Annotated in this window: 18 protein-coding genes; 7 read left to right on the plus strand and 11 right to left on the minus strand. The window is 58.1% G+C overall.

Annotation, left to right across the window (positions count from 1 at the left end):
- Nucleotides 1-127: 127 nt before the first annotated feature.
- The 10 genes from QVF59_RS18830 to QVF59_RS18875 form a co-directional block, all read right to left on the minus strand.
- Nucleotides 128-1,546 carry an FAD-dependent oxidoreductase gene (locus QVF59_RS18830; RefSeq protein ID WP_287881851.1) on the minus strand — a complete coding sequence of 473 codons (1,419 nt, stop codon included), beginning with the start codon at nucleotides 1,544-1,546 and terminating at the stop codon, nucleotides 128-130.
- Entirely contained in the window at nucleotides 1,543-2,358 is an 816-nt protein-coding gene (gene phnX, locus QVF59_RS18835) for a phosphonoacetaldehyde hydrolase (protein ID WP_287881853.1), read from the minus strand. The genes QVF59_RS18830 and phnX overlap by 4 nt, the downstream gene beginning before the upstream one ends.
- Before the next feature lie 2 nt (nucleotides 2,359-2,360).
- Entirely contained in the window at nucleotides 2,361-3,470 is a 1,110-nt protein-coding gene (locus tag QVF59_RS18840) for a 2-aminoethylphosphonate--pyruvate transaminase (RefSeq protein WP_287881854.1), read from the minus strand.
- Nucleotides 3,471-3,537: 67 nt separating this feature from the next.
- Nucleotides 3,538-5,235 (minus strand): putative 2-aminoethylphosphonate ABC transporter permease subunit, encoded by a 1,698-nt coding sequence (locus QVF59_RS18845; RefSeq protein ID WP_287881855.1) that lies wholly within the window; start codon nucleotides 5,233-5,235, stop codon nucleotides 3,538-3,540.
- Nucleotides 5,223-6,362 carry a putative 2-aminoethylphosphonate ABC transporter ATP-binding protein gene (locus QVF59_RS18850; RefSeq protein ID WP_287881857.1) on the minus strand — a complete coding sequence of 380 codons (1,140 nt, stop codon included), beginning with the start codon at nucleotides 6,360-6,362 and terminating at the stop codon, nucleotides 5,223-5,225. The genes QVF59_RS18845 and QVF59_RS18850 overlap by 13 nt, the downstream gene beginning before the upstream one ends.
- Entirely contained in the window at nucleotides 6,359-6,922 is a 564-nt protein-coding gene (locus QVF59_RS18855; RefSeq protein WP_287881919.1) for a phosphonate degradation HD-domain oxygenase, read from the minus strand. Before QVF59_RS18855 ends, QVF59_RS18850 begins: the two co-directional genes overlap by 4 nt.
- 88 nt (nucleotides 6,923-7,010) lie before the next feature.
- Nucleotides 7,011-8,024, minus strand: a complete 1,014-nt coding sequence (locus QVF59_RS18860; protein WP_045848509.1) for a putative 2-aminoethylphosphonate ABC transporter substrate-binding protein — start codon at nucleotides 8,022-8,024, stop codon at nucleotides 7,011-7,013.
- 134 nt (nucleotides 8,025-8,158) lie between these two features.
- A complete protein-coding gene (phnF, locus tag QVF59_RS18865) occupies nucleotides 8,159-8,890 on the minus strand; it encodes a phosphonate metabolism transcriptional regulator PhnF (protein ID WP_287881860.1) in 732 nt (243 codons plus the stop codon).
- A gap of 328 nt (nucleotides 8,891-9,218) precedes the next feature.
- Nucleotides 9,219-10,265: a sensor domain-containing diguanylate cyclase gene (locus tag QVF59_RS18870; RefSeq protein WP_287881861.1), complete on the minus strand. Its 1,047-nt coding sequence runs from the start codon at nucleotides 10,263-10,265 to the stop codon at nucleotides 9,219-9,221.
- A gap of 242 nt (nucleotides 10,266-10,507) precedes the next feature.
- Nucleotides 10,508-11,314: a hypothetical protein gene (locus tag QVF59_RS18875; RefSeq protein ID WP_287881863.1), complete on the minus strand. Its 807-nt coding sequence runs from the start codon at nucleotides 11,312-11,314 to the stop codon at nucleotides 10,508-10,510.
- A 124-nt stretch (nucleotides 11,315-11,438) separates the two neighbouring features.
- On the opposite strand from QVF59_RS18875, the gene QVF59_RS18880 reads away from it, so the two are divergent.
- From QVF59_RS18880 to QVF59_RS18900, 5 genes are all read left to right on the plus strand, one after another.
- Nucleotides 11,439-11,714 carry a hypothetical protein gene (locus QVF59_RS18880; RefSeq protein WP_287881865.1) on the plus strand — a complete coding sequence of 92 codons (276 nt, stop codon included), beginning with the start codon at nucleotides 11,439-11,441 and terminating at the stop codon, nucleotides 11,712-11,714.
- Nucleotides 11,715-11,966: 252 nt separating this feature from the next.
- Entirely contained in the window at nucleotides 11,967-12,953 is a 987-nt protein-coding gene (locus QVF59_RS18885) for a PDDEXK family nuclease (RefSeq protein ID WP_287881867.1), read from the plus strand.
- A gap of 9 nt (nucleotides 12,954-12,962) precedes the next feature.
- Entirely contained in the window at nucleotides 12,963-15,083 is a 2,121-nt protein-coding gene (locus tag QVF59_RS18890) for a TnsB C-terminal domain-containing protein (protein ID WP_287881868.1), read from the plus strand.
- Entirely contained in the window at nucleotides 15,080-16,531 is a 1,452-nt protein-coding gene (locus tag QVF59_RS18895) for a hypothetical protein (protein ID WP_287881870.1), read from the plus strand. Before QVF59_RS18890 ends, QVF59_RS18895 begins: the two co-directional genes overlap by 4 nt.
- Complete coding sequence (locus QVF59_RS18900; RefSeq protein WP_287881872.1) at nucleotides 16,515-18,260, plus strand: TnsD family Tn7-like transposition protein; 1,746 nt, start codon at nucleotides 16,515-16,517, stop codon at nucleotides 18,258-18,260. The genes QVF59_RS18895 and QVF59_RS18900 overlap by 17 nt, the downstream gene beginning before the upstream one ends.
- A 24-nt stretch (nucleotides 18,261-18,284) precedes the next feature.
- Here the strand turns inward: QVF59_RS18900 and QVF59_RS18905 are convergent, their stop codons facing one another.
- Nucleotides 18,285-19,382, minus strand: a complete 1,098-nt coding sequence (locus QVF59_RS18905; RefSeq protein ID WP_287881874.1) for a TniQ family protein — start codon at nucleotides 19,380-19,382, stop codon at nucleotides 18,285-18,287.
- Between the two features lie 488 nt (nucleotides 19,383-19,870).
- Here QVF59_RS18905 and QVF59_RS18910 point away from each other — a divergent pair, with 488 nt between their 5' ends.
- Nucleotides 19,871-20,707 carry a hypothetical protein gene (locus QVF59_RS18910; protein ID WP_287881876.1) on the plus strand — a complete coding sequence of 279 codons (837 nt, stop codon included), beginning with the start codon at nucleotides 19,871-19,873 and terminating at the stop codon, nucleotides 20,705-20,707.
- A gap of 86 nt (nucleotides 20,708-20,793) precedes the next feature.
- Nucleotides 20,794-25,872, plus strand: a complete 5,079-nt coding sequence (locus QVF59_RS18915; protein WP_287881878.1) for a HEAT repeat domain-containing protein — start codon at nucleotides 20,794-20,796, stop codon at nucleotides 25,870-25,872.
- Nucleotides 25,873-26,176: the final 304 nt, after the last annotated feature.

A 26,176-nucleotide genomic window follows, 5' to 3' on the forward strand; every position in this document is an offset into this window, starting at 1 on the left:
GCACGCAACCCTGTCAAAACCAGCACCATCTCCAGAAGAGCCTGCGCTGACAAATGTGTCAATCACTGCACCTCCGGTGCCGCCTGCCTAGCGCAGTGTCGTCACCGGTGATACGGATGATCGATGCTTAACGACGTGATGGCAATGGCCGGGCATGGTCGGTTTTACCAGCCATGCCGGCACAGGAGGCCAGCCTGGTGTCCAGCCAGTGCGGTTTGCGGTGTTGGTCTTCGGCCAGTTCCATGCGGCGAATGGCATTGCGTACCAATATGGCACCGCACCAGCGCAGGGGTTCGAGTGGGAAGTGCGCCAGTGGGCCGCGCACTAGGCCGCTGTCGGTCCAGGCATTGCACTGACCCAGCAGCAGCGAGGACAGGATGCGTCCGCCCAGATGGGATTGCACCACCCCGTTGCCGGAATAGCCCAGCCCGTACAGCACCCGCTGATGGCCGGGGAGCCGGCCAAAAAAGGGAAAACCGGTGGCAGAGCGATCTGACGCGCCGGTCCAGCTTTGCACTACCGGTGCGGTGGCCAGGCTGGGGAAGAGCCGTCCCATGGTGTGCTGCAAGGCCGCGGCATGGCGGCTGGGCTGGTCGAAGCAGGCCTGCATGCGGTTGCCAAAGGCAATGTGGTTGCCGCCCTTGCCCAGCATCAGCCGTCCGTCCGGTGTGCTGCGCCAGTAGTGGACGAAGGTGCGCAGGTCGCATACCGCCTGGCCGCGCTCCAGCCCCAGTGTGCTGATTTCCCCGGGGCGGGCGTCGGTGATAATCATGTCGGACGAAACCAGCAGGATGCTGTTGGCAAAGGCGGAAAATTGTCCGGGCATGTCGGCGTTGAGCGCCAGCACGGCCTGGCTGGCTTCTACCTGACCCTGCGCGGTATGAAGAATGACCTGCCGGTCTTCCTGCAGATGGGTCATGGCGCTGTGTTCATGAACCTGAACGCCCATTTCGCTGGCCACGCGCAGCAGTCCCCGCACCAGCTTGCCCGGTTGCAGGCTGCCGGCCGGCGCGCTGTGGTAGCCGTCCTGCAGCAGGGCAGAACCACTGAGCGCGCGGGTTTGGGCCGGGGACAGGGCGGTCCAGGTATTCAGCCCGTGTTCTTGCAGCATGGACAGTACCGGGGCCAGCCGGCCGATTTGCGCCGGGTTGCTGGCCGCATACACGGCACCACCCAGCCGGATGTCGGCGTCAATCGCGTGTTGTTGGCAAAAACTGGCGATGTCGGCCACGGCCTGTTCGGATGCTTGCACCAGACGGCTGGCTTCACTGTCACCAAACCAGCGGCGCAGCGACGGGTACTTGGTGGACCAGGTCAGCATGCAGCCACCGTTGCGACCGGAGGCACCGCTGCCGCAGCGGGCCTTTTCCAGCACCACCACCTGCCAGTCCGGTCTAGCCTGCTTGCACAGAATGGCCGTCCACAGGCCGGTGAATCCGCCGCCGACAATACAGACATCGGCACGCTGCCTGCCCTGTAGCGCGGGCCGTGGCGGGCTTCGCTCGGCGGCCAGTACTTCGGCCAGCCAGTAGGGAAGCTGGCTCATGGGTGCTCACCCTTGGCAATTCTGGCGTCGATCAGCTCCAGCACCATCGGTAGCTGGGTAATGGTATCCACCACATAATGCGCACCTGCCGCCGTGAGCTGGCTGGCGGCCGGCTGGCGGTGGCTGTCCTGCTGTTGCGGCGTAAGTGCCAGCCATTCTTCCGTTGTCAGGCCAACCGCATTGCCGCTGGCGGACAGCCCCACGGTCCACATGCCGGCACTCAGGCCTTCGGCAATGCCGGGGACCGTATCGTCCACCTTGACGCAATGCCGCACATCCTTCAGCGCCAGCGCCAGCACATTAGCCAGCGCCATCCACGGCCCCGGACGGCCACCTGCCGGCAGGTCATCGGTGGCCACGGTGTGGTCCGGCGCATAGCCTGCAGCAGCGGCCAGCGGCAGCAGGCGGTCCATCACCACACGCGGATAGCCGGAGCAGCTGCCAATCTTCAAACCACGGGCCCGCAACTGATTGATGGTGTCGATGGCACCCGGAATCGGTGCCGAATATTCGCCCACCCGTTCCACCTGTAAGGGCATGAACTGCTGATACAGCCGGTCGACATCCGCATCCTGCATGGGGCTGCCAAAGCGCGCCTGCCAGCGGGCGGCCACGTCCGGTAGCTGACCGAGCGCCTTGATGTGGTCCCACTTGGCCAAGCCCATGGGGATGCGTGCTTCAGCCATGCTTACCGCAATGCCCTGGGCAGCGAATACGTCGATCAGTACCTGGGTGGGGGCGAAGGAGCCGAAGTCCACCACGGTACCGGCCCAGTCGAAAATCACAGCTTCCAGATGTTGATAGCCTTGCATGTTCAATTTCCTTGTGCGGTCCAGCCGAGTTCGCGGATGGTGGTGATGATGGCGTGGCAGGCTTGTTCCAGTTCGGCCTGATCGATGGCGCCGATGCAACCGACGCGGAAAGTTTCCTGGCTGGTGAGCTTGCCGGGGTAGAGCACGAAGCCCTTGTTGCGCACGGCTTCGTACAGCTGACCGAAGCGATAGTCCGGATGAGCGGGCGCGCGGAAGGTCAGGATGATGGGGGCTTGCAGTGCAGTGGGTAGAAACAGTTGCAAGCCTGCCTGTTGCAGCTTGTTTTGCAGAACGGCTGCATTGTGCTGGTAACGGGTCAGGCGTGCCGGCTGGCCGCCTTCGGCCAGGTATTGGTCCAGTGCCATGCGCAAGGCGGCCACCACATGGGTGGGCGGGGTGAAGCGCCACTGGCCGGTGGATTGCATGTATTCGTATTGCGCCAGCAGGTCCAGCGCCAGCGAGTGGCTGTTGCCGCGGCTGGCCAGCAGGCTGTCACGCCGCATGATGACAAAGCCCATGCCGGGCACGCCTTCCAGGCATTTGTTGCTGCTGGCAATCACCGCTTCGGCAGGCAGCTGGCCAATATTGATATCCAGCGCGCCAAAGCTGGACATGGCATCCACAATCAACTTGCGTCCCGCCGCGTGCACGATGGCGGCAATTTCACTCAGCGGGTTGAGGATGCCGGTACTGGTTTCGCAGTGAATCAGGCCGACATGGGTGATGGCCGGGTCTTCTTGCAGCAGCCGGGCCACCGTTGCCGGTTCCGGTACTTGATCATCCTCGGTTTCATACACGCTGAATGTGCGGCCCAGGGTGTGGGCAATCAGCGCCATGCGCTTGCCGTAGGCACCGTTGATGAGGACCAGCAGCTTGCCGTCGCGCGGCAGCAGATTGGCAATGGCCGCTTCCACCGCATAAGTGCCGGAGCCTTGCAGCGGAACGCAAACATGTTCGGCGGTGCCGTGGGCGATGGCCAGCAGGTCGCTGCATACGCTGGCGGTGAGGGCGTTGAAGTCATGGTCCCAGGAGCCCCAGTCCTTGAGCATGGCGGTTTTGGTGGCCAGGCTGGTGGTGAGCGGGCCGGGGGTCAGCAAGATGGGTTCACGCATGGTTGTTCCAGTGATCTAGATGTCTTTCGGAGGTCAGATAAACCGGGCAAGGCCCGGTGCAAGAGAATCAGCGTGGTGCCGCTTGGCGCCAGCGCTGGTGCTGCCGCAGCAAGGCATGGGACAGCAGGGCAAACAGCAGGCAGACCACGGCGGCACTGGCCACGATCAGGGTGGCCATGGCGGCGGCGGCTGCGGTGTCGCCGGCATCATCCATGTTCAGCACCGCCACGGCAGCCAGTACGGTATCCGGGGTATACAGGAAGATGACGGCCGATACCGTGGTCATGGCCGAAACAAAGAAGTAGCGGGCAATTTCCAGAATGGCAGGCAGGCAGGCTGGCACGGTGACACGCCACAGCGTCAGCCACAGCGGCACCTTGAGCGAGGCGGCAACCGGTTCGAAGTCCGGGTCCAGCTGCGTCAGCGCGGTGCGTGCCGTCATGTGCGCGGTGGTGGTGTAATGCGCCACCGTGCACAGCACCAGAATGGCCATGCTGCCGTACAAGCCATGCAAGGGGTTGGCATCACTATTGAAGAAAAAGATGTAACCCAGCCCCAGCACCAGGCCCGGCACCGCCATCGGCAGCATGGCAATTGCATGCAGCAAGCTGCCGCCCAGTCTGGCGCTGCGCAACTTGCAGCTGCTCCATGCACTCAGAAACACCAGGCTGCTGCCCAGTACCGCAGTGGCCAGCGCCATGCGCAGGCTGTTGCCGAATGCCAGCCAGCCGCCGCCATCAACCTGGTCGAAGTTGAAGTGCGCCAGGGTGAATGTCATCTGGTAGGGCCATTGCCGGATGAAGGCTGCGGCAATGGCGGTGCCCATCATCAGCAGCAGGCCAGCCCCGATCAGGCTGCAAAAGCCCAGTGCCAGCAGCCGCGCAGGCCAGCCGCGCAAGGCTTGCAGCGGTTGGGATTTGGCCGACAGTTGCGCTTGTTGTCGCCGTTGCAGGCCTTGGTCCAGCACAAAAGAGAGAACAGCCGGCAACAGCAGCAGCAAGCCGATGACCGCACCCTGGGCAAAGTTCTGCTGGCCGATCACCTGCTTGTACGCCTCTACCGCCAGCACCGGGAAGGCGCCGCCAATGATTTTGGGCACACCGAAGTCGGTGACGGTGAGGGTGAACACCAGCAGCGCAGCCGATATCACGCCGTAACGGCTGCCGGGCAGGGTAATGGTCAGGAACTGTCGCACCCGGCCTGCGCCCAGTGTGCCAGCGGCTTCATACAGCCGGGCATCGCCCACCGAAAGCGCGGTGAGCAGAATCATCAGCGCATGCGGGAAGGTGTAAAAGGCCTCGCCCAGCACAATGCCGGTCAGCCCGTAGATGCTGCCGCCGGGCAGCCATTCTTTCAGCAAGCCCTGATTGCCGAACAGGTAAACTAGTGAAATGCCGGGCAGCAAGGACGGTGCCAGCAAGGGCAGCAGCGCCAGCAGGCGGAACAGCCCGCGCATGGGCAGCTGCACCCGGCACAGCGCAGCGGCATAGCCATAGGCCAGCGGTACCACCAGCAGGGTGCTCAGCACCGCCACTTGCAGGCTGCCATTCATGGCACGCAGCAGCCCGGGCTGTGACAGCGTCTTGCTGATTTGCATGAAGCCGGCAAATTGCCCGTCGGCATCGGTCAGGGCCTTGCCCAGTATCGCCGCCAGCGGCAGCAGTACCGCCACTACCAGCACCGCCAGCAACAGCCACTGCAGCAGTCCGGCCAATGTTTCATCCACGCTGGCGGCCAGGCGGCGGGAACGTCTCAGGATAGGCATGCGTGCTCCCCGCTGGCATCAAACAACTGGCAGCGTGCCAGCTTGAGCGATACGGCCAGCCTGCGTTGCGGGCTGGCATCCAGCTGTTCCAGCTGGCTGTGGCTGAGATCGGCCTGGATACTGGCCCCGCCCCAGGCGGGCACCTGCAGATGCAGGCGGTAGATTGCACCAAGCAATTCGGTTTTGCCGACATCTGCCAGCACGGTATCGGCGGTGGCCGGCCATTGCGCATGCAGCACGATGTCTTCCGGGCGGATGAACACATCCAGCGCCTGTCCGTCCCCGCGCAAGTGGGGATGCGGCAGTTGCAGCAGCTGTTCGCCCAGCCGGATCTGGTCTGTGCCCAGCGCACGGGCGGGCAGGAAGTTGCCCTGGCCGACAAAGCTGGCGACAAAGCGGGTGGCCGGGTTGCGGTACACCTCCAGCGGGCTGCCGCATTGTTCGATGCAGCCTGCATTCATCACCACCACGCGATCGGCCATGGTGAGCGCTTCTTCCTGGTCGTGCGTCACCATGATGGTGGTGATGCCCAGTTTTTGTTGCAGACTGCGGATTTCCCGGCGCAGATGCTCGCGTACCCGGGCATCCAGTGCCGACAGCGGTTCATCCAGCAACAGCAGCGAGGGCGAAGTGGCCAGCGCGCGTGCCAGCGCCACTCGTTGCTGCTGGCCGCCGGACAGTTGGAACGGATACTTACTGGCAATGCCGTCCAGGCCGATCAGGGCCAGCAACTCGCTCACCCGCCGCTGTTTGTCCTCGCGCCGGCCGGTCAGGCCGTAGGCGATATTGGCGGCGACATCCAGATTGGGAAACAGCGCATAGGACTGGAACACGATGCCGTAGTCGCGCCTGGCCGGTGGCAGCAGGGTGATATCACGTTCGCCCATGATGACCTGACCGGTGTCGGGCAGGTCCAGCCCGGCAATCTGGCGCAACAAGGTGGTTTTGCCACAGCCGGACGGGCCCAGCAGGCAGACGAACTCGCCCTTGTTGACGTTCAGGTCCAGCTGGTTCAGCACGGTGTGGCTGCCAAAGCGCTTGCTGATGCCGCGCAGTTGCAGATAGGGCCGGGCGGCGGCGTCCGCGGTGCTGCCCTGCTGGAGCAGGAAGGCAGGATCAGGCTTCATGGCTGTGCTTTCAGGGCTTGGGCTGCAATCAGCCGGTAATGCTGCAAGGGCGGGGTGGCCTGTGCCGGAATCTTGGCTACGTCGTCATGCCGCCGCAGCGCCAGGGCAGCCGCAGCGTGCGGACGGCGCATGAAGCGCCCGGCTTCGGCCGCGGACATCGGCCCGCCCTGCAAGGCCAGCGACAGGCGCGAGGCGCTGGACAGGCTGTCCAGATAGCCCGCTTCGCTGTGGCACAGGTAACGCTTGGCGGCAACATGCAGGGCAATGGGCAGACAGACATCATCACCAAACAGGGTGGACAGCAGCTGCACGGCGACAGCCTCATGGTGGTCGTCCACGCCATTGGCCACATCGTCATCGCCTTGTTCGCACACGATATGGCCGATGTCATGCAACAAGGCAGCGGTGATCAGGCTGGCATCGGCACCGGACTGTTCGGCAGCCAGTGCGCTTTGCAAGGCATGCTCCAGCTGGCTGACGGCTTCGCCGCCATACAGGGCATGACCGCGGCGGGAGAGCAGGTCGAACACTTCATCCAGTGTCTGGAAAGCGGGATACATCACAGACAGACTCCGTTTGCAGGCCAGCCCCGCAGCACAAGGGCAGGGCTGGCGGGTCCCGGCACGGCTGCGCGCGGGACCGATGGGCTTATTTCGCTTCGGATTTGGCGTCGTAGCGCTTGGTCCACTCAGCCAGAATGCGTTCGCGGTTCTGGGCGGACCAGTGCAGGTCCTGCTTCACCAGCCGTTTTTCATAATCGGCAGGAATCAGCGGGCTGGGTTTGGCAATGCCGGGCATGGCCACGATGGCGAAGTTCTTTTCATACAGCTCGTTGGCGGATTGCGAGGCCGACCAGTCCGCCAGCTTGCGCGCCGCAGCCAGGTTCTTGCTGCCCTTCATGATGGCGGTGGCTTCCAGGTCCCAGCCCAGGCCTTCCTTGGGGAAAATCACGTCAATCGGTGCGCCGCCTTCTTTCAGCTTGGCCGCACGGTATTCAAAGGAAATGCCGATGGGGAATTCGCCGGCGGCAGCCTGCTTGCAAGGCTTGGAGCCGGAGTGGGTGTACTGGGCAATGTTCTGGTGCAGCTTGTCCATATACGACCAGCCCTGTTTTTCGCCAAACAGGGTGAGCCAGGCGGTGACATCGAAATAACCGGTGCCGCTGGAGGCCGGGTTGGGCATGACAATCTTGCCCTTGTACTGCGGCTTGAGCAGGTCTTTCCAGCTTTCGGGTTTGGCCAGGCCTTGCTTGGCGGCTTCCACGGTGTTGAAGCAAATGGCTGCGCCCCACACGTCCATGCCCACCCATGACGGGGTGGCGGCAGAATCAACATACTGGCGCGACAGTTTTTGCACGTTTTTCGGTGCATAAGGCTGCAACATGCCTTCTTTTTGCAGCAACAGCAGCGAGGAGGCGGCCACGCCCATCACCACATCCGCCTGCGGGCGGGCTTTTTCTGCCAGCAGCTTGGCGGTGATGATGCCGGTGGAGTCACGCACCCAGCGCAGTTTCACGTCCGGGTTTTCCTGCTCGAACTTTTGCTGATAGGCCTGCAACTGGTCGGCCTCCAGCGCGGTGTAAACGGTCAGTGTGGTCTCGGCAAACACGGTACAGCTGGCCAGCGCGAGGGCGGCGGCAATAAGGGAGCGATAAGCCTGCATGTTGATAGCCTTGCATCGGGTTGGTGGACGCAGCGTACTTTACGCAGGCAACATTACAGCCTGTTTACATCTAGACGTCTAGATGTCTTTGAGAGCAAAAAAGCCACATGCCCGGCAGAAGGGGATGGCAAGGCTTACAGGCTGTCCGGTGTTACTTCGACCTGGACGGTGTCACCACCAAAGCGGGTGATGCCGTATTCGATGGGCTGGCCGTCCGGGTCGGCGTAAACACTTTCCACGTACAGGATGGGTTGCTGCTTGCCCTGCTGCAGGGCGGCGGCGACTTCCGGTCGCGGCAGCCGGGCACTGATACGGCTGAGGACGCGCTGGAAGGCGGTGATGCCCTTGCTGGCAAAGGCTTCGCTGGTACTTTTGCTGTTGCGGTAGATATCAATGAAGCCGTCGAAACGCGGCAAGGGGAAATACTGGGTACACACGCTCACCACCTTGCCATCGGCCAGATCCAGCGACTCCACCCGCAGCACCTGGCTGCCGGTATCCACCTGCAGCAGCTCGGCAACTGAAGCCGTGGCCGGTTCGAAATGGCAGGACTGGATATCGACATCGCTGACCAGATGCTGGGCGGACAGGCTGTGGGAGAAACGGCTGCTCTTGCCCAGCCGGTAGGCGATGATTTCTTCCTGGACAAAGGTGCCGCGCCCGCGCTCGATGCGCACCAGCCCCTTGTCTTGCAGGTTCTGGATGGCCTGCCGCACGGTATGCCGGTTGACCCCGAAGCGCTCTGCCAGTGCCTGCTCGTTGGGGAGTCGGCCAGTCAGGGTGCGCGACAGGATTTCCTGACTCAGCGTGGCATCGATTTGTAACCAGAGCGGGGTGCCGGCAGGGCGGTTAAGGCGCGTATTCATGGCAAGGGCATCGGGATTTTTTGCAGACAATAGCATGGCATTGCACAGTTGTCCTACATGGTTTCGGACACAATAAAACCGTACGTTGGATAGTACGAAGTGCTCAGTGACCGGTTTCTACCGATGACCGACCACATTCCAAACAGCAGCAGATGACCGCTTTGGCCGACGACCTGCTGGAGTCGTCTCCTAGTCGGCGGCAGGTCGGCCGACGCTGCCTGTTGCATGTGAGATCCAGGTTCGGCAGTGCTTACTTGGAATGCAGCCGCTGATTCGTCTATACGAGCCAGGGCGATTCATGGCAGATTTTCTGGCATATGCTCAAGCGCTAGATAACCGGATAGTCATTGAACCAGCCGTCATCACCAGTGCCCATCCGTGAGCGTTTGTTGGCATACATCGACTTGTCAGCATGCTCCATCAGCGTCTCGATATCCTTCCCGTTGTCAGGAAAGATGGCATAACCCATGCTGGCTTGTATGTTGAGTGCGGTACCTTCGATTTCGCTGCTGACCACAAGGGCATCAATCAGTCTTTGGCAGACCTGTTTGACGCTTTCCTCATCCTGTATCTGGTGGAGAAGGATGGCAAATTCATCGCCACCAATACGGGCCACGGTATCTGACGTTCTGGCATATTGGCTAAGGCGCTGGGCCAGCACCTGGATGGCACGATCGCCGAACCGGTGCCCGTACCGGTCATTAATCAGCTTCAGTTTGTCCATATCAACCATGATGATGGCAAACGGTTCTCCATCCCTTGCGGCCTGGTTGATGCGCAATTTCAATCTGTCATGCAGCAATGAACGATTGGCGACACCGGTCAGGAAATCGTGCGTGGCAATGTGGAAGAGTCTACTTGACTCTGTTTTGGCAGCCTGGAACATGGAGGCACTAATCGTCGATGAGATGATGTCCACAATGGTCGTATCGTGTGCATCAAAGGCGTGTCTTTTTTGTGAGAACACTTTCAACACGCCGACACAGGCACCATCAAAAATGAGTGGGCTGACAATCATTGAGCACACTCCGACACGACGCGTGGCTTCCCGATCGACCCGAGTATCCTGCTCGGTGTCAGAACAGACCAAAGAGTGGCCCGATTTGATACAGGCTCCGGACAGGCTGCCTTCGAGGCCAATTCGTGTTCCAAGCAAGCCGATGGAGGATGTACTGGCTGCACGGTAAACCAGTTCGTCATCTTCGATGATTTCGATGACGGCTCCATCAGAAGCGGTCAACTGCTGCGCACCTTGTGCAGCCTCTGTCATGACAGCGGTAAAATCAGGCCCTAGCTTGATAATCTGCTGCTGGAACTGAATGATTTGTAGCAAGATACCAGTCTGCAGGCTTTTGCTAAGAGGAGGAGTATCCATAGCGAGCTCATTACGTATTTTTACGTAACTATAGCAGTCCTAGTCCTCAATCTGGGTATCCAGGGACACCTCGTGTCCGACTTTCCGCACTTCATCTACAGGGCCGGCCGCCTGGGTGACGAGCGTGTCCGAAATTCTGTGTAAACCAGCCGTTGCCTAGCAAGCAGGAGAAGGACTGCTTTGGCCGAGAGGCGGTCTTTTAGTTGGAGTATGTGTGCTGAGGTGAGGGCCACCTGAACTGGTTACTCGTCGAGCAGCTTGAGCATTGCAGAAACTATTTCGTTATGTGTCAAATTACGCCCTGCCTGTTCTTGCACGTTTAATGCTTCCCTAGCCATTGCCCTGACAATGTAAAAGTAGTCACGCGAGCTAAAAAGCCATGAGGCATTTTTACCGTAACAAGTGGGTAGAAGGACTTTCTCATAGTACTCGGCGCTAGCCTGCGCGATTCCGTGCTGGTAAAACCAGCTGCCCAAAATCATCAGGCTATCCGTAGCAAAGTGGTAGAACGTCAGCGTCCAGTGTGGCATCCCCTTGCTTCTTGCAAGGCGCATACATACGGTCAAAACGGCTAGGCTTTCAAGGGTGGCATGGAATACCATCGCCATGCAGCGTTTTCGTAACCATCGATCGACTTTGCTAGTTTGTTGACGATCTAAGAGCCACTCGAGCAGTTCATCCCCCTCTTTCGTTGTCTTTCCAAGCAGTTGTTGGGCAACTTTAATTGCCGACTTGTCCAATCGCATTGCGCTCCAGAGTGGGGACTGCAAAATCGCCTTTGACCCTGGTACCTGTTGTTCGGCCAGTTCCACCACGGAGGTCACAGGTTTGTGGTGTCCGCTTTTGTAATCTCGCCAGCGGCGTCGAACTCCGACTACACCCCTATCTCCCACTTCTTCGATGGCACGCTGCACATCCGCGGGAGTATTGAGGTTCAGCTGCCTTTGCAGCTCGTAGTACCAGAAGACAGTTGCGAACTTCTCCGCAACTTTCTTTGGGGGGATGTTGCGAAACCTCCGATCTGTTGATGCGAAACCCGATGTTTTCATTTTTTCAATATATTAATCAATGATTTATGTTTGTTTGTGTGAGGTTGGCTGCCTCAAAACGTCTCATCTAGGCAATTACGGTTCGAAACCCTACCATTAAGCAAATAACCCTACGGGGCATGACATGAACAATTTAGCGCTAGATTCGACGGATGTTCAAAGTGTTGCCGAAGAACTGGTGCAACGCTTGTCGGATAAATACGGGGCTGTCTTGAACTCGAAGGCCCTGATCAAGGAGCTGGGCTATCCGTCTGCCGCATCGTTTCAGCAGGCTCTTGCACGAGGAGCGGTCCCCGTCCCCACCTTCAAGATCGAACATCGCAGGGGGAGCTTTGCCCTGACTCGAGATGTAGCCATGTGGCTGAGTCACAAACGAACAGTCGCCCTGGCAAGCAGGTGATTTTGACCGAGACCGAACAGGTCTTCGTAACTGATGGAGCTGACCGAGAATCCGCTCAGCAAGGAGGATGCTATGTAAGCCGCTAAAACAAAAACGCCATTGAGGTGCGAACTCAATGGCGTTTTGTACCGAGGGAAAGCCCACGGATTTCTTACCGTAAATTCAATGTACTCGTCTCATTAGGGCGAGTCAAGGGCTTTCCTTTTCCTGTTGATTTCTCATGCCAGCTTTGCTGGCAGGAAAGGATGGCCCATGGCCAAGCCCATGCACCTAAGCCTGGCGCGCCTCAAGGAAGTCTTGCGCCGCCAGGATCCTCCTCAGTGGGGTCGAAACTATGACCCTGCTATTCGTGCCACTCGAGAAGAAGCTCCCGCACGTAGCCGCTGTGCCCAGGTCTGGTCCGAACAGTTGGGGCGCTATTGCCACGTACTGTCATCTGTCGAAGAAAAAGCGCTAATCCTGGCGCTGTTCCATCCTGGACTGTTCGAACTGCAGGAGCAGCGTATATTGGCCACTGAATCCCGGCTCCATCCGCTAAGTGGGCACCCGTTGGCGGTTGGAATGGAGTTGGCTCCGCTGCGCGGCACGATCAATGTGTGCGACCGACTCGATATGATCGGGCGCCACCTGTGGATCCAAGTTGATCACCCGGATGGCTCTGGGCGCATTCCGGTTCCTGTGCCGTTCATTGGCGACTTCCTGCTGTTTCTGATGGATCAGTATGGGCCGTATTGCGTCAATTGGACCATCAAGAGCTCGATGGATGAATTCCAACGCCGTTTATTGGGTACTAAGCCAGCCAGAAATCCCCAGGCGGAGATCAATGCTGTTCGCAGTCGCCACGCCATTGAAGAGCGCTACTACGCCGATGCTTGGATTCCAACAGTCCGGATTGTGGATCGTGACCTTCCAGAGTCGCTAATCCAAAACCTACGTAATCTTTTGCTGGTCCAGCATCGTGCCGCCGAAATGGATGCAGGGCTTTACGCCGAAATTTGTGAACGTCTACAGTCAAGCATCCAGACCGGGCAAAAGCCGCTGGATGTGCTGCTGTCTGTGATGCACCGCCACGACCTTTCATTGGATCTTGCCAAGGCCAGCTTTGCCCGGGCGCTCTGGCGGCGCGATGTGTGTGCCGAGCTGATGGACGAGGTCATCTTCATTGACAGAGCGCTTAAGCCACAGCGCAGGGATCCCCTACAGGTCTTTTCCGCGTGGTTTGCGCGACAGCCCTTGTGAGGAGGCAGCATGCAAACTGGAACCCAATTGTGCGCTCCCGAGGGATTTGATGTGCTTTGCAAGGATGTGGTTTACCACCTGCTGCGCAGCGATCCCGTTCGACAACGCGTTCTGTTGCTGGAGTTCAGGCGCAAGTCCATCAAACACAAAGCCAAAACCCAGGGCCCATCCTCAAGTAGCAATGAGAAACTTGGCTCTGCGGCCGCGATGGCTTCGGGCTCACCCGATGCTTTCAGACCTGTGATGCACTATCTTTCGCGCCATCGGTTCGAGCAAGGGCTGGATGATGGCTTGATCGTTTCCTGTGAGCTACAGGATGAACTGCCGCCGTGGTTCAGCGGTATGTCCGTCGATGAGCTGAGGCCTTACGCCCTTTCTCGGCTAGGACGCAAGAAAAGCCATGAGGATCGGATTGACCGGACATTGAAGCACCTTTGGCCTCTGGTGCAGAACCTTGATCAGGTACTGGCGGCAGAGTCTCCGGACACTGTGATTAACACCCACGCCCGAGCTTGCCGTCCAATCCAGAATGAAACACGGCTGCGAATAGCGTTCTACGCTTACGTCTGCTTTGGCTTCAGCCGTTGGGCATTGCATTACGCCGTACATTGCATTGGTCGCTGGGACCGCATGGGACGCGAGCGCAAACTAGGCCGGCCATCGCGTATTCACGGAGCCCATCACGGTTATGGGACCAATGATCCGGAGATGATCGATCGCATTTTGGACGGCTATCGCCGGTTTGCAGGGCCGGGGCAGCACATGAGTCGAATCTACCGCCGAACACTCACCTCGAGATTCGGCTGCGTCTCGCAAACCGATCCGTCAGGCCGGAAGTGCTTCGTTCATCCTGCTGGTCGACCGTTTCCTTCGGAAGGGCAGTTTGCTTATCGGGTGGCTCAGGCATTTCCGTTGGAGGTGCGGCAGGTCTACAAGTATGGTCACGCCCGGGTGCGCAATCGACTGACACACTCTCAGGGACGTTTTGCCGAAAGTGTGGGCAATCTGATGGAGCGAACCGAGCAGGATGCCTACTGTTGCGATCAGGTTGCTGTCGGCTATCTGCCTGGCAGTCACTTGCCTGCGTTATGGGTGGTCCGTATTCGCTGCTTGGCCTCGGGGATGATTGTCGGTATTGGCTTCTCAGTCGGTTCAGAGCTGGCTTCGGCGTATCGCATGGCCCTGTTCTGTGCCGCCATCGATAAGGTCAAATTCGCCAGCCTGTTCGGGATTGAACTCAAGCCACACGATTGGCCCAGCATCGGTATTTCTCCTCATGTCATCAATGACCGCGGGCCTGGCAGCACGGCAAAGGCAGATCCGGCTGATGCGGCGTTCATGCCTGTCATCAAGGAAATTGCACCGAGCTATTCAGGGCAATCCAAGGCTTCGGTAGAGACGCTGCACCCCAAGCAGGTCAAGCAGGAGGGCAAGCCACAGTATAAGGAAACGCGACTTACCATTCCCGAGTTGGCTGCGCAGGAAATTCTGCGTGCAGTGGCCGATAACCACAGCACTGATGTGACGGCCCGGCTTAATAACGAAGCTCTCAAAGACCAGATAATTCCGACGCCGGCAACCTTGTGGAACTACCTGGATCGTAAAGGGAGAAATCACGCAATCAACAAGCGATTCGAGGAGGCCATCAGGGCGTTCCTCGATCCCATTGAACTCACTGTTCGGGATGATGCGGTGTATTTCAAGGATGCGCGCTTCGATTCGGACGCACTGAAACACTCGGGTGCTCTGCAAAAAGCCCATGACTTGGGCCGTTACACGCTTCAAGGCTACATGATGAGTGCCTGTGTGCGTCACTTGTGGGTGGATCTCGGTACCGAACTGGTTCAAGTCGATGCCATGCTCAGCATCCGCGATGGCCAGGAGCAGCTCTACATCTCTGTGCTGGAGATTGAACAGCTGCAGCAAATTAGGCAGGACGCGAAACTGGAGCTCAAAACACACCGACTTGCGGCCCGGTCTGAGTACGAAGAGGTGTTTGAAGCACATACCGGTCAGACCTTTGAGCAAGCCACCCTCAAACCGGGTCGTTCGCGACGCTCCAAAGCGATTTCGGTGAAGGAGCGTCAAGAACTCATGGGCTACCTGCGGGCAGCTGGAGGTCGGAAATGACTGAGATCCACAAACAATGTGAATGGCTAGGCTGGTTCGACCGGTTTGATACTGACGAGTCTATTTGTCGTGCTGCATACCTACCCGTTGTTCCGGTCCTGAACCTGGAGCATTTATCAATTGTTGAAGCTTGCAAAAAGCTGGATCAAGCTTGGGAAAAAGTCTTCGTACCGGGACCACAGCACGTGAAGCTTCTGCACGAACTGCTCGATCAGGCTCGTGGCTTTGCCAGGTCCAACTACCCAACGTTGAATGACTACAACCGGCAACGTTGCTCTTATATCCAGAGCATGAGTGCCCCTCAAACAGTCCGTTGTCTAACTGGGCTGGCCGGGGTTAGTAAATCGTCTATGGTCCAGGCGTTTGAACGTATCTGCCAGGTGCAACCTACGCCTGAATTTCGGACTGATGGGCAGCGCTTGATGATCTATCCCGTGCGTAGCGAGAAGATCAATGGGCAGACTGCCGTGCTAGAAATTCTCAAAGGAATGGGTAATCCGTTCGCATTGCTTGGGCAGACGGTGAAGGGAAAGGACGCTCTCATGGCCCATGTACGCGATTGGTTCATGGCCACGACCACTAGTACCTTGCTAGCCGATGAGATGCAGTTTTTCACGCAAAGCAGTTCAGCCAGTACAAAGACTGCGCAGCTCATAATGACATTGGCAAACCTAGGGGCACCGTTGGTATATGTGGCCAACTACTCTTTGATCAGGAAGCTCATGCTACGGCCGCAAGAGGAAACAAACCGTTTCTTTGTGGAGGAGCCATTGATGTTGCATCCTCCAGCCGCTAATGACCTGTGCTGGATAGATGCAATTAGGGAATATCTAGCTGTGTCGCCAGGTACCTTCATGATTGATGCAGTCCAGCACGCTCAGGAGCTGCATCGCTATACAGCAGGTTTGTACAGGTCTTTGCGGATACTGCTGCGCCAGGCCTATCGGGAAGCCAGGGTACAAGGCAAGCACGTCGTGACTCTGGAGGAGGTCAAACTGGCCTATTGCAGCCGTGCTTACAGCATCTACCGCAAGGATGTCGAAGATTTGGCCGCTTTGGCCGTTTCTAGTCTGATGGCTGAAAAGCGCCCTGATCTGGTATGTCCGTTCACTGAAGTTTCCACGCTTGGTGGCGCGAGGACAGCTAAACCAGCGGCATCACAGCAGTCACAACGGCTTTTGCCGTCCTTTGATCCTTCGTCCGCATTGATTGAAAGCGCAATCAGTGCGGGAGCAAAGGCAACGTTGCGTGACTTACGTCATGCTGCTGACCAGCCCCCGGGAGAGCGGACAACTGCCTCGGTCACGAGGATGCCAAAGCGCCCCCCGGTCACTGCGCAATCTTTGCTACAGGGGGCGCAGGTGTTGCGCGATGTTTCGAAGCACCCCCACCCCTCCACAGAGCAGCCTCGTGTTCATCTGGAGAGCGGTGATGGCAAGCCAAGCTGAACTTGCGGGCTTTTCCGTTTGGCTAGAGCCGTTGCCGAATGAAACTTTGTTCAGTTGGTGCAGCCGCTACCACCGACTCGCTGCCAATGGGCTGGACCGAAAAACCTGCTTGCAGCTCTTCGGCCATCACCAGACGGGAGCGGCCCATGATTTCCCGGCACGGGTGGGGATACTTGCTGCCCGAACGAAGGGCGCTCTCGGAACCGCTTCAGAAATTATCCAGCAACGTACTTTATTGCCGTTCTACCTACCGTTCCGACCGGAGATTCTGGGACGGCAGGCCGAACAGGCGTTGTGTGGCGAGGGGATCGGACACCTCAAGTATCGGCTTGGGTTGCTCACCAGCGGCTTGGGAGCCGCACATCCGCTGAAGGCCTGTGTATCATGTATCACCGAGGATTTGACCCTGCATGGATGGGCATACTGGCGACGGAGTCACCAGTTGCCTGGCGTCTGGTTGTGCCCACGGCATCACGAACCGTTGCAGGTGTCACCGCTCAAGCTGGATCAGGTCGCAAGGTTTTCATGGGGGCTGCCAACACAGGCCTGTTGTGCGCCGATCTCATGCTTGGAGGGGCTGAACTCTGGTCAGGCAGCATGGCTATTCCAGTTGGGGACGTTGAGCACAGCGCTGCTCGATTGCGTTCCTGGTCAGTTTGATGATCCAGCGCGGATTAGCCAAACGGTCAGGGACCGCCTGCGCTCGCGGGGCATGGCGCATCCAGCAGGCCGCATCCGTTGGTCAATGGTTGAGCCCGTCCTGGCACAAATGGCGATGGAGATGGCCTGTTTGCCGGAGCTCAATCACCAGTCAGACCCGGTGCTATTGCGGAATCAACTCCTGCGCTTACTGTCAGGGCGTGCTTTGACTCACCCCCTACGCTATCTGCTCTGGATCGCGACTTGGTTTGATGATTTGGCTGATTTTCAAAGGGCGTATGACGACGTATACGCTGTCACTGCGCCGGTAGATAGATCAGAGGCTGGGGCAGTGACGATCCGTCATGGGCCAAGCGAGCAGCAACAGGTTTTACTTCAAGCAAATAGAGGGAGTATCAGCCTGTCAGCTGCGGCCAAGCAGGCCGGAGTCAGCTACGCCACCATGGCAGTTTGGGCAAGCCGCCAGGCGATTGAGCCGTCGCGTCGCCCCAAAAAGGTGTCTCCATCAATGTGGGAACAGATGGTGATCGAGTTACGCAGCGGGGCAGAGAAAGAAGCGGTAGCTCTGGAGTTTGACGTTTCCGTCGTCACTGTGACCCGGATACTTCGGACAGCACCCGGTTTACAGGATCACTGGCACGCGGTGAAGCATGAGCAACGCCGCAGTGCTGCTCGCCATGCGTGGGAGCAGATCGCAGGTTTACATGCCTATATGGGACTCAAGGCACTCAGGCGTTTGCAGCCAGCAGCCTATGCCTGGCTCTACCGGAATGATCGTGACTGGCTGAATGCCTGTGCTCGCTCATTACCCAAACGTGTTGCTGGTAACCACGCTGCCAAGCGTATTGAGAATGCTGACGAACGCATGGCCGCCGCTTTAAAACAGCTGGCCAATCACAACGCCACTCTACAGGCTTGGACATTAGATGCTCTCAAGCGATCTATCCCCAGAATCGAGAAAGCCATTCATTCTCCTGAACGATGGCCACTGACCATTAAAGCCTTGGCATTCATTCTTACCTTTACGGGAAAGCTGACTGGCTGCTTGGACCCAGCAAGATATCACTAACTGCGCCGTATTGAATGAGGTAGCTTACGCCAGAGCGACCGGCGTATCGACTAGCTGGAGTTGTTGTTGAAGGCTTAGACGCAACGCAGCCTCGACGCTCTCAATATTGGCTCCGAATTTCTCGCAGGCCTCATGTAAACCAAGGCCGGCAAGAAACGCCGTCAAGGCCTCGTCTGATACGTTGCCGGTCGGGCGCGGGGTAGCAAGTCTGCTGTCGGCTACCTCCAAGGCATCCAAAGCATATTCTGCCGTATCAAACAAAACAGCCAAGATTGTTGCGCAGGCCAGGGCCGGATAGGCAACATGCTTATCGATGTACGCGCCATCAACCTTGCGTACGAATGACCTAGGTTCCTTGCTCGCGATCTCGGGAAGGTGGCGGGCAAGCCAACTTGCTGGAAATGCTTCCTGGATCAGATCACTGGCGACCGGCCGCTTACCAATTTCGCCCATTCGCAAGTCTGCATTTCGGCATCGTTCGCTTACTACCTCCACCCATGCTGCGAGGCGTATGGGATTCGGTCGATGTAGCCACCTGAACATTATCTGCAGCATGCGTTGCAACGCCGGGTTGTGCATCTCTTCTTCAGTGTTTGCTTGTGTTGTGCACAAAGAGCTGTGTGTGGCCGGATGTCCCGGCGTATAGATGGCAGAGTCAGTAGAGGTGCTGATCAGCGGAAGGTGGTGTTCAACGCACCAATCTACTCCCATGATCTGGTGCTGGCGCCGCCAATGGCTGAAACCACGTTCTTCAACGTCCATATCGGAACACGCTTGGCACCAACGCAGTTGGCCTGTTGGGAGGCGCATTCCTCGTTGATGTATACGGCGATAGGTACCGTCAGCAACCTGCGCGCTGTCGGCGTGTATTGATATTGGGGACATGGCCGGTAGCATCGAATGGTTGGCAGAAAATACTGACCGATCCTGTCCACACACATCTGCAATCAGCCACAACAGCGGGGTGTTTTTCCCATCGGGTTGGCCTGACTTCAGAGATTTGGTTGCCCAGGTGATAGATGACAAGCCATTGAGTCGGGCAAAGCGACCCAGAAGACCCAGTGCCAGTTCGTCATGAAGGGGGAGTGGTACGTTGTGGATCATTGGTTGTTCAGATTGCATCAAGTTTTCCAGGCACGTTGATGTCTATTTTCAGGCAAGGATACAGCCATTTCTCATTGAAATACGCAAGGTTTGACGGATATGCGTCTATTGCTCGGTAGGTCGGCCGCCCATTTACCTAAACAGACGATAGCTTGCGCCGCAGCGCACGGCCGCTATGCGTGTGGTTTGGTCTGAGCAGGATTTAATGACTTTGTGCTAGAGTAAAAACCTACGGCTCGTGTGTTAACGGACGGGTGATACATGATGGCATTGACGCGTCCAAGGATCCTGTACCCAGCCCGCACAAACTAGGCTCTGTGATCGTGGCCTACTTGGCCGATACCACATTCCAGCCCCTCGTAAACTTCGATAGAGCCGCCAAGATTTCAAGACAAGTCTGTTTGAGTTCCACCACTATAGTGGCACATGGCTTGGGCCTTTAAATATTGAATGCGTAGCAATCTAGAGGCCGAGACTGGCGGCCTCTCCAACCAAGGGTAGTCTACGTGACCATTGATCAGAAAGATGAACTCATGCCGACTGTTACTGGTCTCTATTCCCGCCGTCCGTATTCCGAGGCCCAGATTTTAGACGGGCGTGTATACCCACAGATGAAGGCCGAGCCGTTAGCGAATGAGGACGGTGCTCTCGTTGTTCCTGTGCGTAATAAGAACAGGCCCCACTTTCGGCGCCTGGGTGACGCGAGCTTCAGGACCAGAGTTGGAACGACGGAGAACGACCCGACGCACAAAAAGGTGGTTTCCTGGCTGAGGGGGACGCTTCAGGAAAATAAGCTGAAGATCATTACCAAAGTCTTTGACGACGAAACTCCACGTGCTAGCGGCGAAGGGGCGAACTACGAGGAGCAGGTGATCTTCCTCCTTGAGGAGCCTGCGCGTTACCGCTGGTTTACCGAAAGCGAATGCCGCGTGGCATTCGATGGAGGCTCCTACATTGAGCCGGACATTGCGGGGAGAGACACCACGGTCTTCTTCCCCAGGGTAGGCCACGAGTCGGTGATCATTGAGGTTATCCAGACCCATTATCCGGACTTTGGCACGTTCTTCCGGTTGCTGTCTCTTTCATCGCTGGGGCACATCGTAGTCCTTTACTTTGTTGCCCCCGATCAGTTGGACAGCAGGTATAACAGATACCGCATCGATGACAAGGTGGCAACAATGGAGCTGCGACCTGCTTATTACCTGGCGCAAGGTCACGTGTTCAAGAATGGTAGAGAGTGGATCCGACGGGCTGGCCAATCGGACAAGGACTGGTACGCGTACTTGGAGACCTCATATTTCAGGGTGGCAATGGAGGGTAAAAAGGATAAAGCCTATCAATAACCACTCCAGCGCAGTAGTTCGTTTCTGGCCCTATGGTGTGACTCGGACCTTTCGTTATCGATTTGATTTAGAGGCAAGACAGGCGAATGTCAGGTGGGATTAGCGCAATACGCGGTTTCGACTACCAGGCCACGGTGATCCTGGACCTGCTATTGGACCATTTCGAGCTTCATGGGCTAAGTGCTTCCGTTCGTCCTGAGGGTGAGGATGATCTTGATCTGCGGTGGACCGACGCTGGAGTTGGCTGCAGCCGCTTTGTGCAGGTCAAGAAGCCCACCGAAGACGTCCAAGCCCGCCCTAATCCATCGCCCTGGAGCCTGACGGACATTGTTCGCGAGCTCCTGCCGGACGCAATAGCTCGCCTCACGGGCAACGATCATGAACAGGTCTGGGTGCTCGGTGACGAAGTCGATGCGATGGGCCGAGGGCTCTTTGACGCCGGTCCCGAGGGGCCTGCCAAGACCCCAGATGCATACTGGACCGTAATTCACGGACTTGCGCGCAAAGAGGCGCAATTACTGCTTCCAGCCGGATCAGCCGTAGCTAAAGCAGCCTCGCGATGGTTTGCGCCCAAATCATTACCGACCGATCCGGCCGAGGCTCAAACCGCCCTGGTCACAGCCGCTAATGCGTTCGGGCAGCTCCATAGCTCTGCAGGCGCGGTATTCGCGCAACGCTACGCTCAAGAGGTGGGGCTACTGCATGCTCTCTTGCCGGGCGTCCTCTGCCGGATCCAGATCCTTGACGCAAATGGGACTGAAATCGACGTGGCAGAACGGGTCATGCAACGCTTGGAGCAGCGCTATGGTCTGAAGCGGCCGGTCATTGAACACACGTTGTTCCGCAATTTGCGCGGCTTCATCAACGACATCGCCAAACAGCCTGCGCGATCGTTTGACCTCGAAGAATTCGAGAGAGAGCTGCGCTGCGTCTGGCCACAAATGGTTCCCGTCAAGGAGCCGCCGCCCCTGGAGGACGATCACGTATGGCGGCCTGCTCTGGCTGCGGATCTAGCCGATGCATGGGAGGGAGCAGCTGTCGAGGTGGTCGGTATTTCCGGCTCTGGCAAAACCCGATTGGCCGCCGAGATCCTCGAACGATCACGACTAATCCATCCGAACCGTGTTGCCCTTTATGCCGAAGTGCGCGCAAACATTAGCCTGCGGGATTGCCTGGTAGGGGTCGCCTTCCATCTCCGACGCAAGAGCGTGCCAGAACCATTCGCTGTGGCGGTCCAACCCGGTCTGGCGGATGAGGGTATCCTGGCAGCCTTGGCTAAGGTCTTTTCCGAGATATCCAGCGAATGCCTTCTCCTACTGGACCTCGTAGAGGGAAGCGAGCCGCCAGGCTTTGCACGTGATCTTGCTGCCTTCATTCGCGCCCAGCCTTCCAACGGCCTGCGCCTCATTGTTTTCGGGCAGGAGCGTGTGTTTCGGGAATTCACCGGTCTGGAGCAGGCACAGCTTGGCGTGCGCAGTTGCGATACCCCAGGGCTGAGTTTTGAGGAATTCGTCACTTTGGTCGGACGGCGTCATGCCGAGCCAGATCGGGCCAAACTCTGGAGCGTCTACCAACAGATTACTGCGGGTCGCGCGGCTGGCCTCAACGTAAGCTTGGCACAGGCCCTCTCTCGAGTTCAAACAACGGACGAAATGGCCGCTCTTGCGGCATGCCCTGCAGAGGAACGGCTGGCCACTGCGGAGCGAACCCGCTTTAACCGAGTGACAGATAGGGCACGCGCTGCTGCTGAAAAACTTACCTGCTTTGCACTGCCATTCAGCCGTGTTGCGGCCAAAGGCGTCTTTCCAAGCGACAATGTCGGCCAAGCAATCCGCGAGCTCTTGGACCTAGGCTTGCTACGCCGACATGATGGCGAAACCTTCGAAATGCACGAAACGGTGCGTGTCGGCCTTGAGGAGCTGATCGCCCCGCAGATGCAACGGGATGCTCATAGTGCCTTGGCAGCCTGGTATCGAGATAAGGGCCAGATAGGCGCTGTTATCCTTCACTTGGAACAGGCCGGACGGAGCCAAGAGGCCCGAGCCCACGCACGGGAGGCTTTCCTCGCGGGAGAGAGCTGGACGGCTCTCTGGCCCTATATAGCTCGCCATGGTCTAGTGTCCGCGAATGAGGTTGCCTCCGTCATCGCTGGTCCGAGACAGGTCGAAGGTGCCTACCTGCTGGCTGATATTTTCAATGAGCTGAAGGATTCATCTAAAGCGCTCAACGACCTAGTCCGCGCACAGCCTGAGCGCATATTTGCGGACCCCGAATGGGCGCGGCCCATCCTTGAGGCAATCCTCGCGGCGGAGCCATCGTGTCTGGGCGATTTGATCCAATTTATGATCCAGAGCACCCCCAATCCAAAGGCGGGAGCGCAGGCTTTGTCTTGGCTGTCAATCGCGGCGCGCCGCCAAAGGGGCACGATCGGCCCCACTGCGCTAGCCCTTCTTGATCGTCAGCCTGAGGAGATCCAGAAGCCTTTCTTAGGACTCCTGCTGTATGCCAACGGGGCCGCACTACGACACGCGCTCCACTACCTCTGGACTCATCCGCAATTAATCGAAGCAGGGCGTGGCGACGGCTGGCCCACGCTCTATTTAAAGGTCAACACCGTAGAGGATGTCGCTGACCTGCTGGCGGCAATACCGGAAGTGCCTCAAGCCGACATGATCCGTACCCGCAGTCCGTTGTTTGGACCTTTGGGTGGCTTGATCTGGCGCGTGCGTAAGGCCTTGCGAGGTCCGTGCGTGGCGGTATTGCAAGCTCAGGCTTTGGACAGCGATGCGCTTGTTAATGCCATCAGGATCCTGGTCTACCTAGGTGAGCCGAAGATACTGAATTTGTGCGAAGCTCTCCGCGGCCGCGCCGATGGCGCTGGCACGCTCGCGAACCTTGTCACCGCGATAGTTCCAGCCCTTGTCGACTGGCGCCACTATGAGGAGCGAGTGCTGGACGCCACGGCGGAATTCCAATTCAGAGCACAAGCGCTGATTAGCCTGGCCTGGTCGGGCTCCCGATTAGATGGCTTACTTGACCGCCTTCAGGCCATGGATTCTTCTGACTGGCCGCGTTGGAGGGCTGTCTTTCGCATCATAGCCAGTGTGACGCCCTTCACCGAAGCTATCCCTGTGCTGGAGGAAGCGTTGGCGTCTGAAGACGACATAGGGTGGACCGGACTTCCTTCTATCATTGTGCGGCAGGGACAGGCACCTGGGCCCAATGTCACGGCCGCACTTCTTCAGGCGCTAGCCCACGGCAATCCACATGTCCGTCTCAGCGCGGCCATCACCCTTGCCCGTCGGCGAGATCGCGCAGCATTGCCACGACTCATTGAGCGCTATGGCCAAGAGGAGGCTTTGGAAGTTCAAACCATGCTCGCGACCACGATCCTCGCCTCCGGTGCCGGTTCAACAGCCGACTTGGCTGCACACATCGGCACACCCGCGGCAGACCTGTGGTGGTGCGTCCTGGCGCATCGCACCAGGGATTTGAGCGCCGCGGATCGGCTCGTTTCGATTGCGACTGATCCCCACCAGTTATGGTCGGTACGGAGGGCTGCGATCGCCGCTGCGGGCAGATTGCCCTACGAGGCAGCGCTTGTGCGTATCGAGTCCTCGGTGATGGCGGAGCGGTCTCCCTTCACTCAAGATCATCATCGGAGCCTCCTAGCTCACGACGCAATGACGACCATCCTTCCCCAGGCTGCATGGGGTTTAAGGCAGTTTTATAGGGGCGACCGCGCCGGTTTCGTCAGTTGCTTCGAACCCTACTTCGAAGGTTCTTGGCAACGCACCCTTGACCCTACCGATCTGCCATCCAGCACGGATGCTGCCGGTTGGTTATATGACGTGCTTGTCTGCGGAGGCGATCTAGACAGTGCCAGGTTGGATCAATTACTCAACTCTTTGCACGCCCCACTGCTGCAAGCAGCGGTATTGCGGTCACTCCGCCTATGTGGGCGCTTGGATCGGCTCGACGTGCATCTGGCGGCGGCCAGTCACGTTTGGATGGCATTGCGGGCCCTGTTGGAGCGTTCTAAATTCCCGGAGCGCGGTCCAGCGCTGGGGCAAAAGCTGCAAGCCCTCGTAATGGGTACGACGTGGGCCGATGATAGAGTGGTGAACGAGCTTCTCAACCAGCTCGCCACGTCACCAGTGCTGAATGCAGGGTCAATGCCGGCAGCAGTCCCTACATCAACTCCGCCGTCAGTCATTTCGCCGCTGACATACCAGGCGGCTGTTCGCCTGCTGTCCGGTGGCGCGGCACATCCTTTGCCCGATGGGCCGTTAGTCCTTGAGCCACTGATAGTTGATGAATGCGAAACCCTCATCGGCTTGGCCGATCCGGCAAAGGATCCGGAACGGGGCGAAACAGTCTTTGCTCCTGCCGTCGCATTTACCAAGGAAGGCCATCAGGTCAGCCAACGCCGAACCACTTTTCAAGGCGGACCATCCTTGCAGGATCGTCTACGCCTAGCCATTGCTGCGGCCAATCGGTTCGGCCTTGCAATTCCGTGGCACATGAAGCAGCTTGAGGGGCCACTAGGCGAAACCTATGCATCCGACTTTCTTGCGTGCTTGGCGGCCCAGGGCGACGATGCGCACTTCTACTCCGTGCTGGCAGAGGCGGAGGAAACGTTGATGCCAGCTCTCTGCCAAAAGGCCCATGTTCTGTCGGCTCAGCTGGAGATCGATGGCCGCCTCATCCCCGTCTTAACCCGTTTTCTCTCAGTTGGCGGAGACGATTTCTTTGAAGGACTGTGCATCTTGGCTAGATGCATCGACACCCCCGATATTCAACCCATCCTGGAAGGGTTGCTCCATCGTTGGATTCAGCGGTTTGACGTACAAGCCGACCGTCCTCAGAACGACGAGGCTTTTTCCCTATGGCGCGGCTTTGCCCGCCTCAGTGAGCACCCTCGCTTCAATACCATTCCCGACTGGTCACAACAGATGGAGGCAGTTCTGAGGGCCCCGATGGCTTGGTTTCACGCCCAGTCGATCATGCGTGTTCTGGAACGGGATTCTCAGTCTTATGTTCTGGTTGAAGCGCGCTTGTTCAAAGAGGCCAATTGGGAGCACTACCGAGAAGACGAGTTCGAGCGGCTCGACCGCGCGGCGGAGACTCTATTTGGTCAGTTCCAAGACACATCGGCTCACTAAGTGACCGTAGCCGAGCCGTGATCGCAACGGCCACTTCTGGTTGAGAGCGGGGTTTCCATGTCGGTTCTTGATAGCCGATAGATGGAAACGCAAGGACAGCTTTCTGGGAGCAGTCAGCTACCCAGTTGACGAGCTTAATCGATATCCCTATGAGCTTGCATTATCGCAATTACAATGAGTCCACGGACTGGTGTAGATTGAACTGGGTCCCGCTGTTTGTAGTTCAGCGTAAAATTATCAAGAAATTCCGGTGAGATTTGAACATGAAATTTGTATAATTACGGCGGGTAGACAAAGGGTATAT

Origin of the sequence: Aquitalea sp. (assembly GCF_030150775.1) — a bacterium.
Taxonomy (GTDB): domain Bacteria; phylum Pseudomonadota; class Gammaproteobacteria; order Burkholderiales; family Chromobacteriaceae; genus Aquitalea; species Aquitalea denitrificans.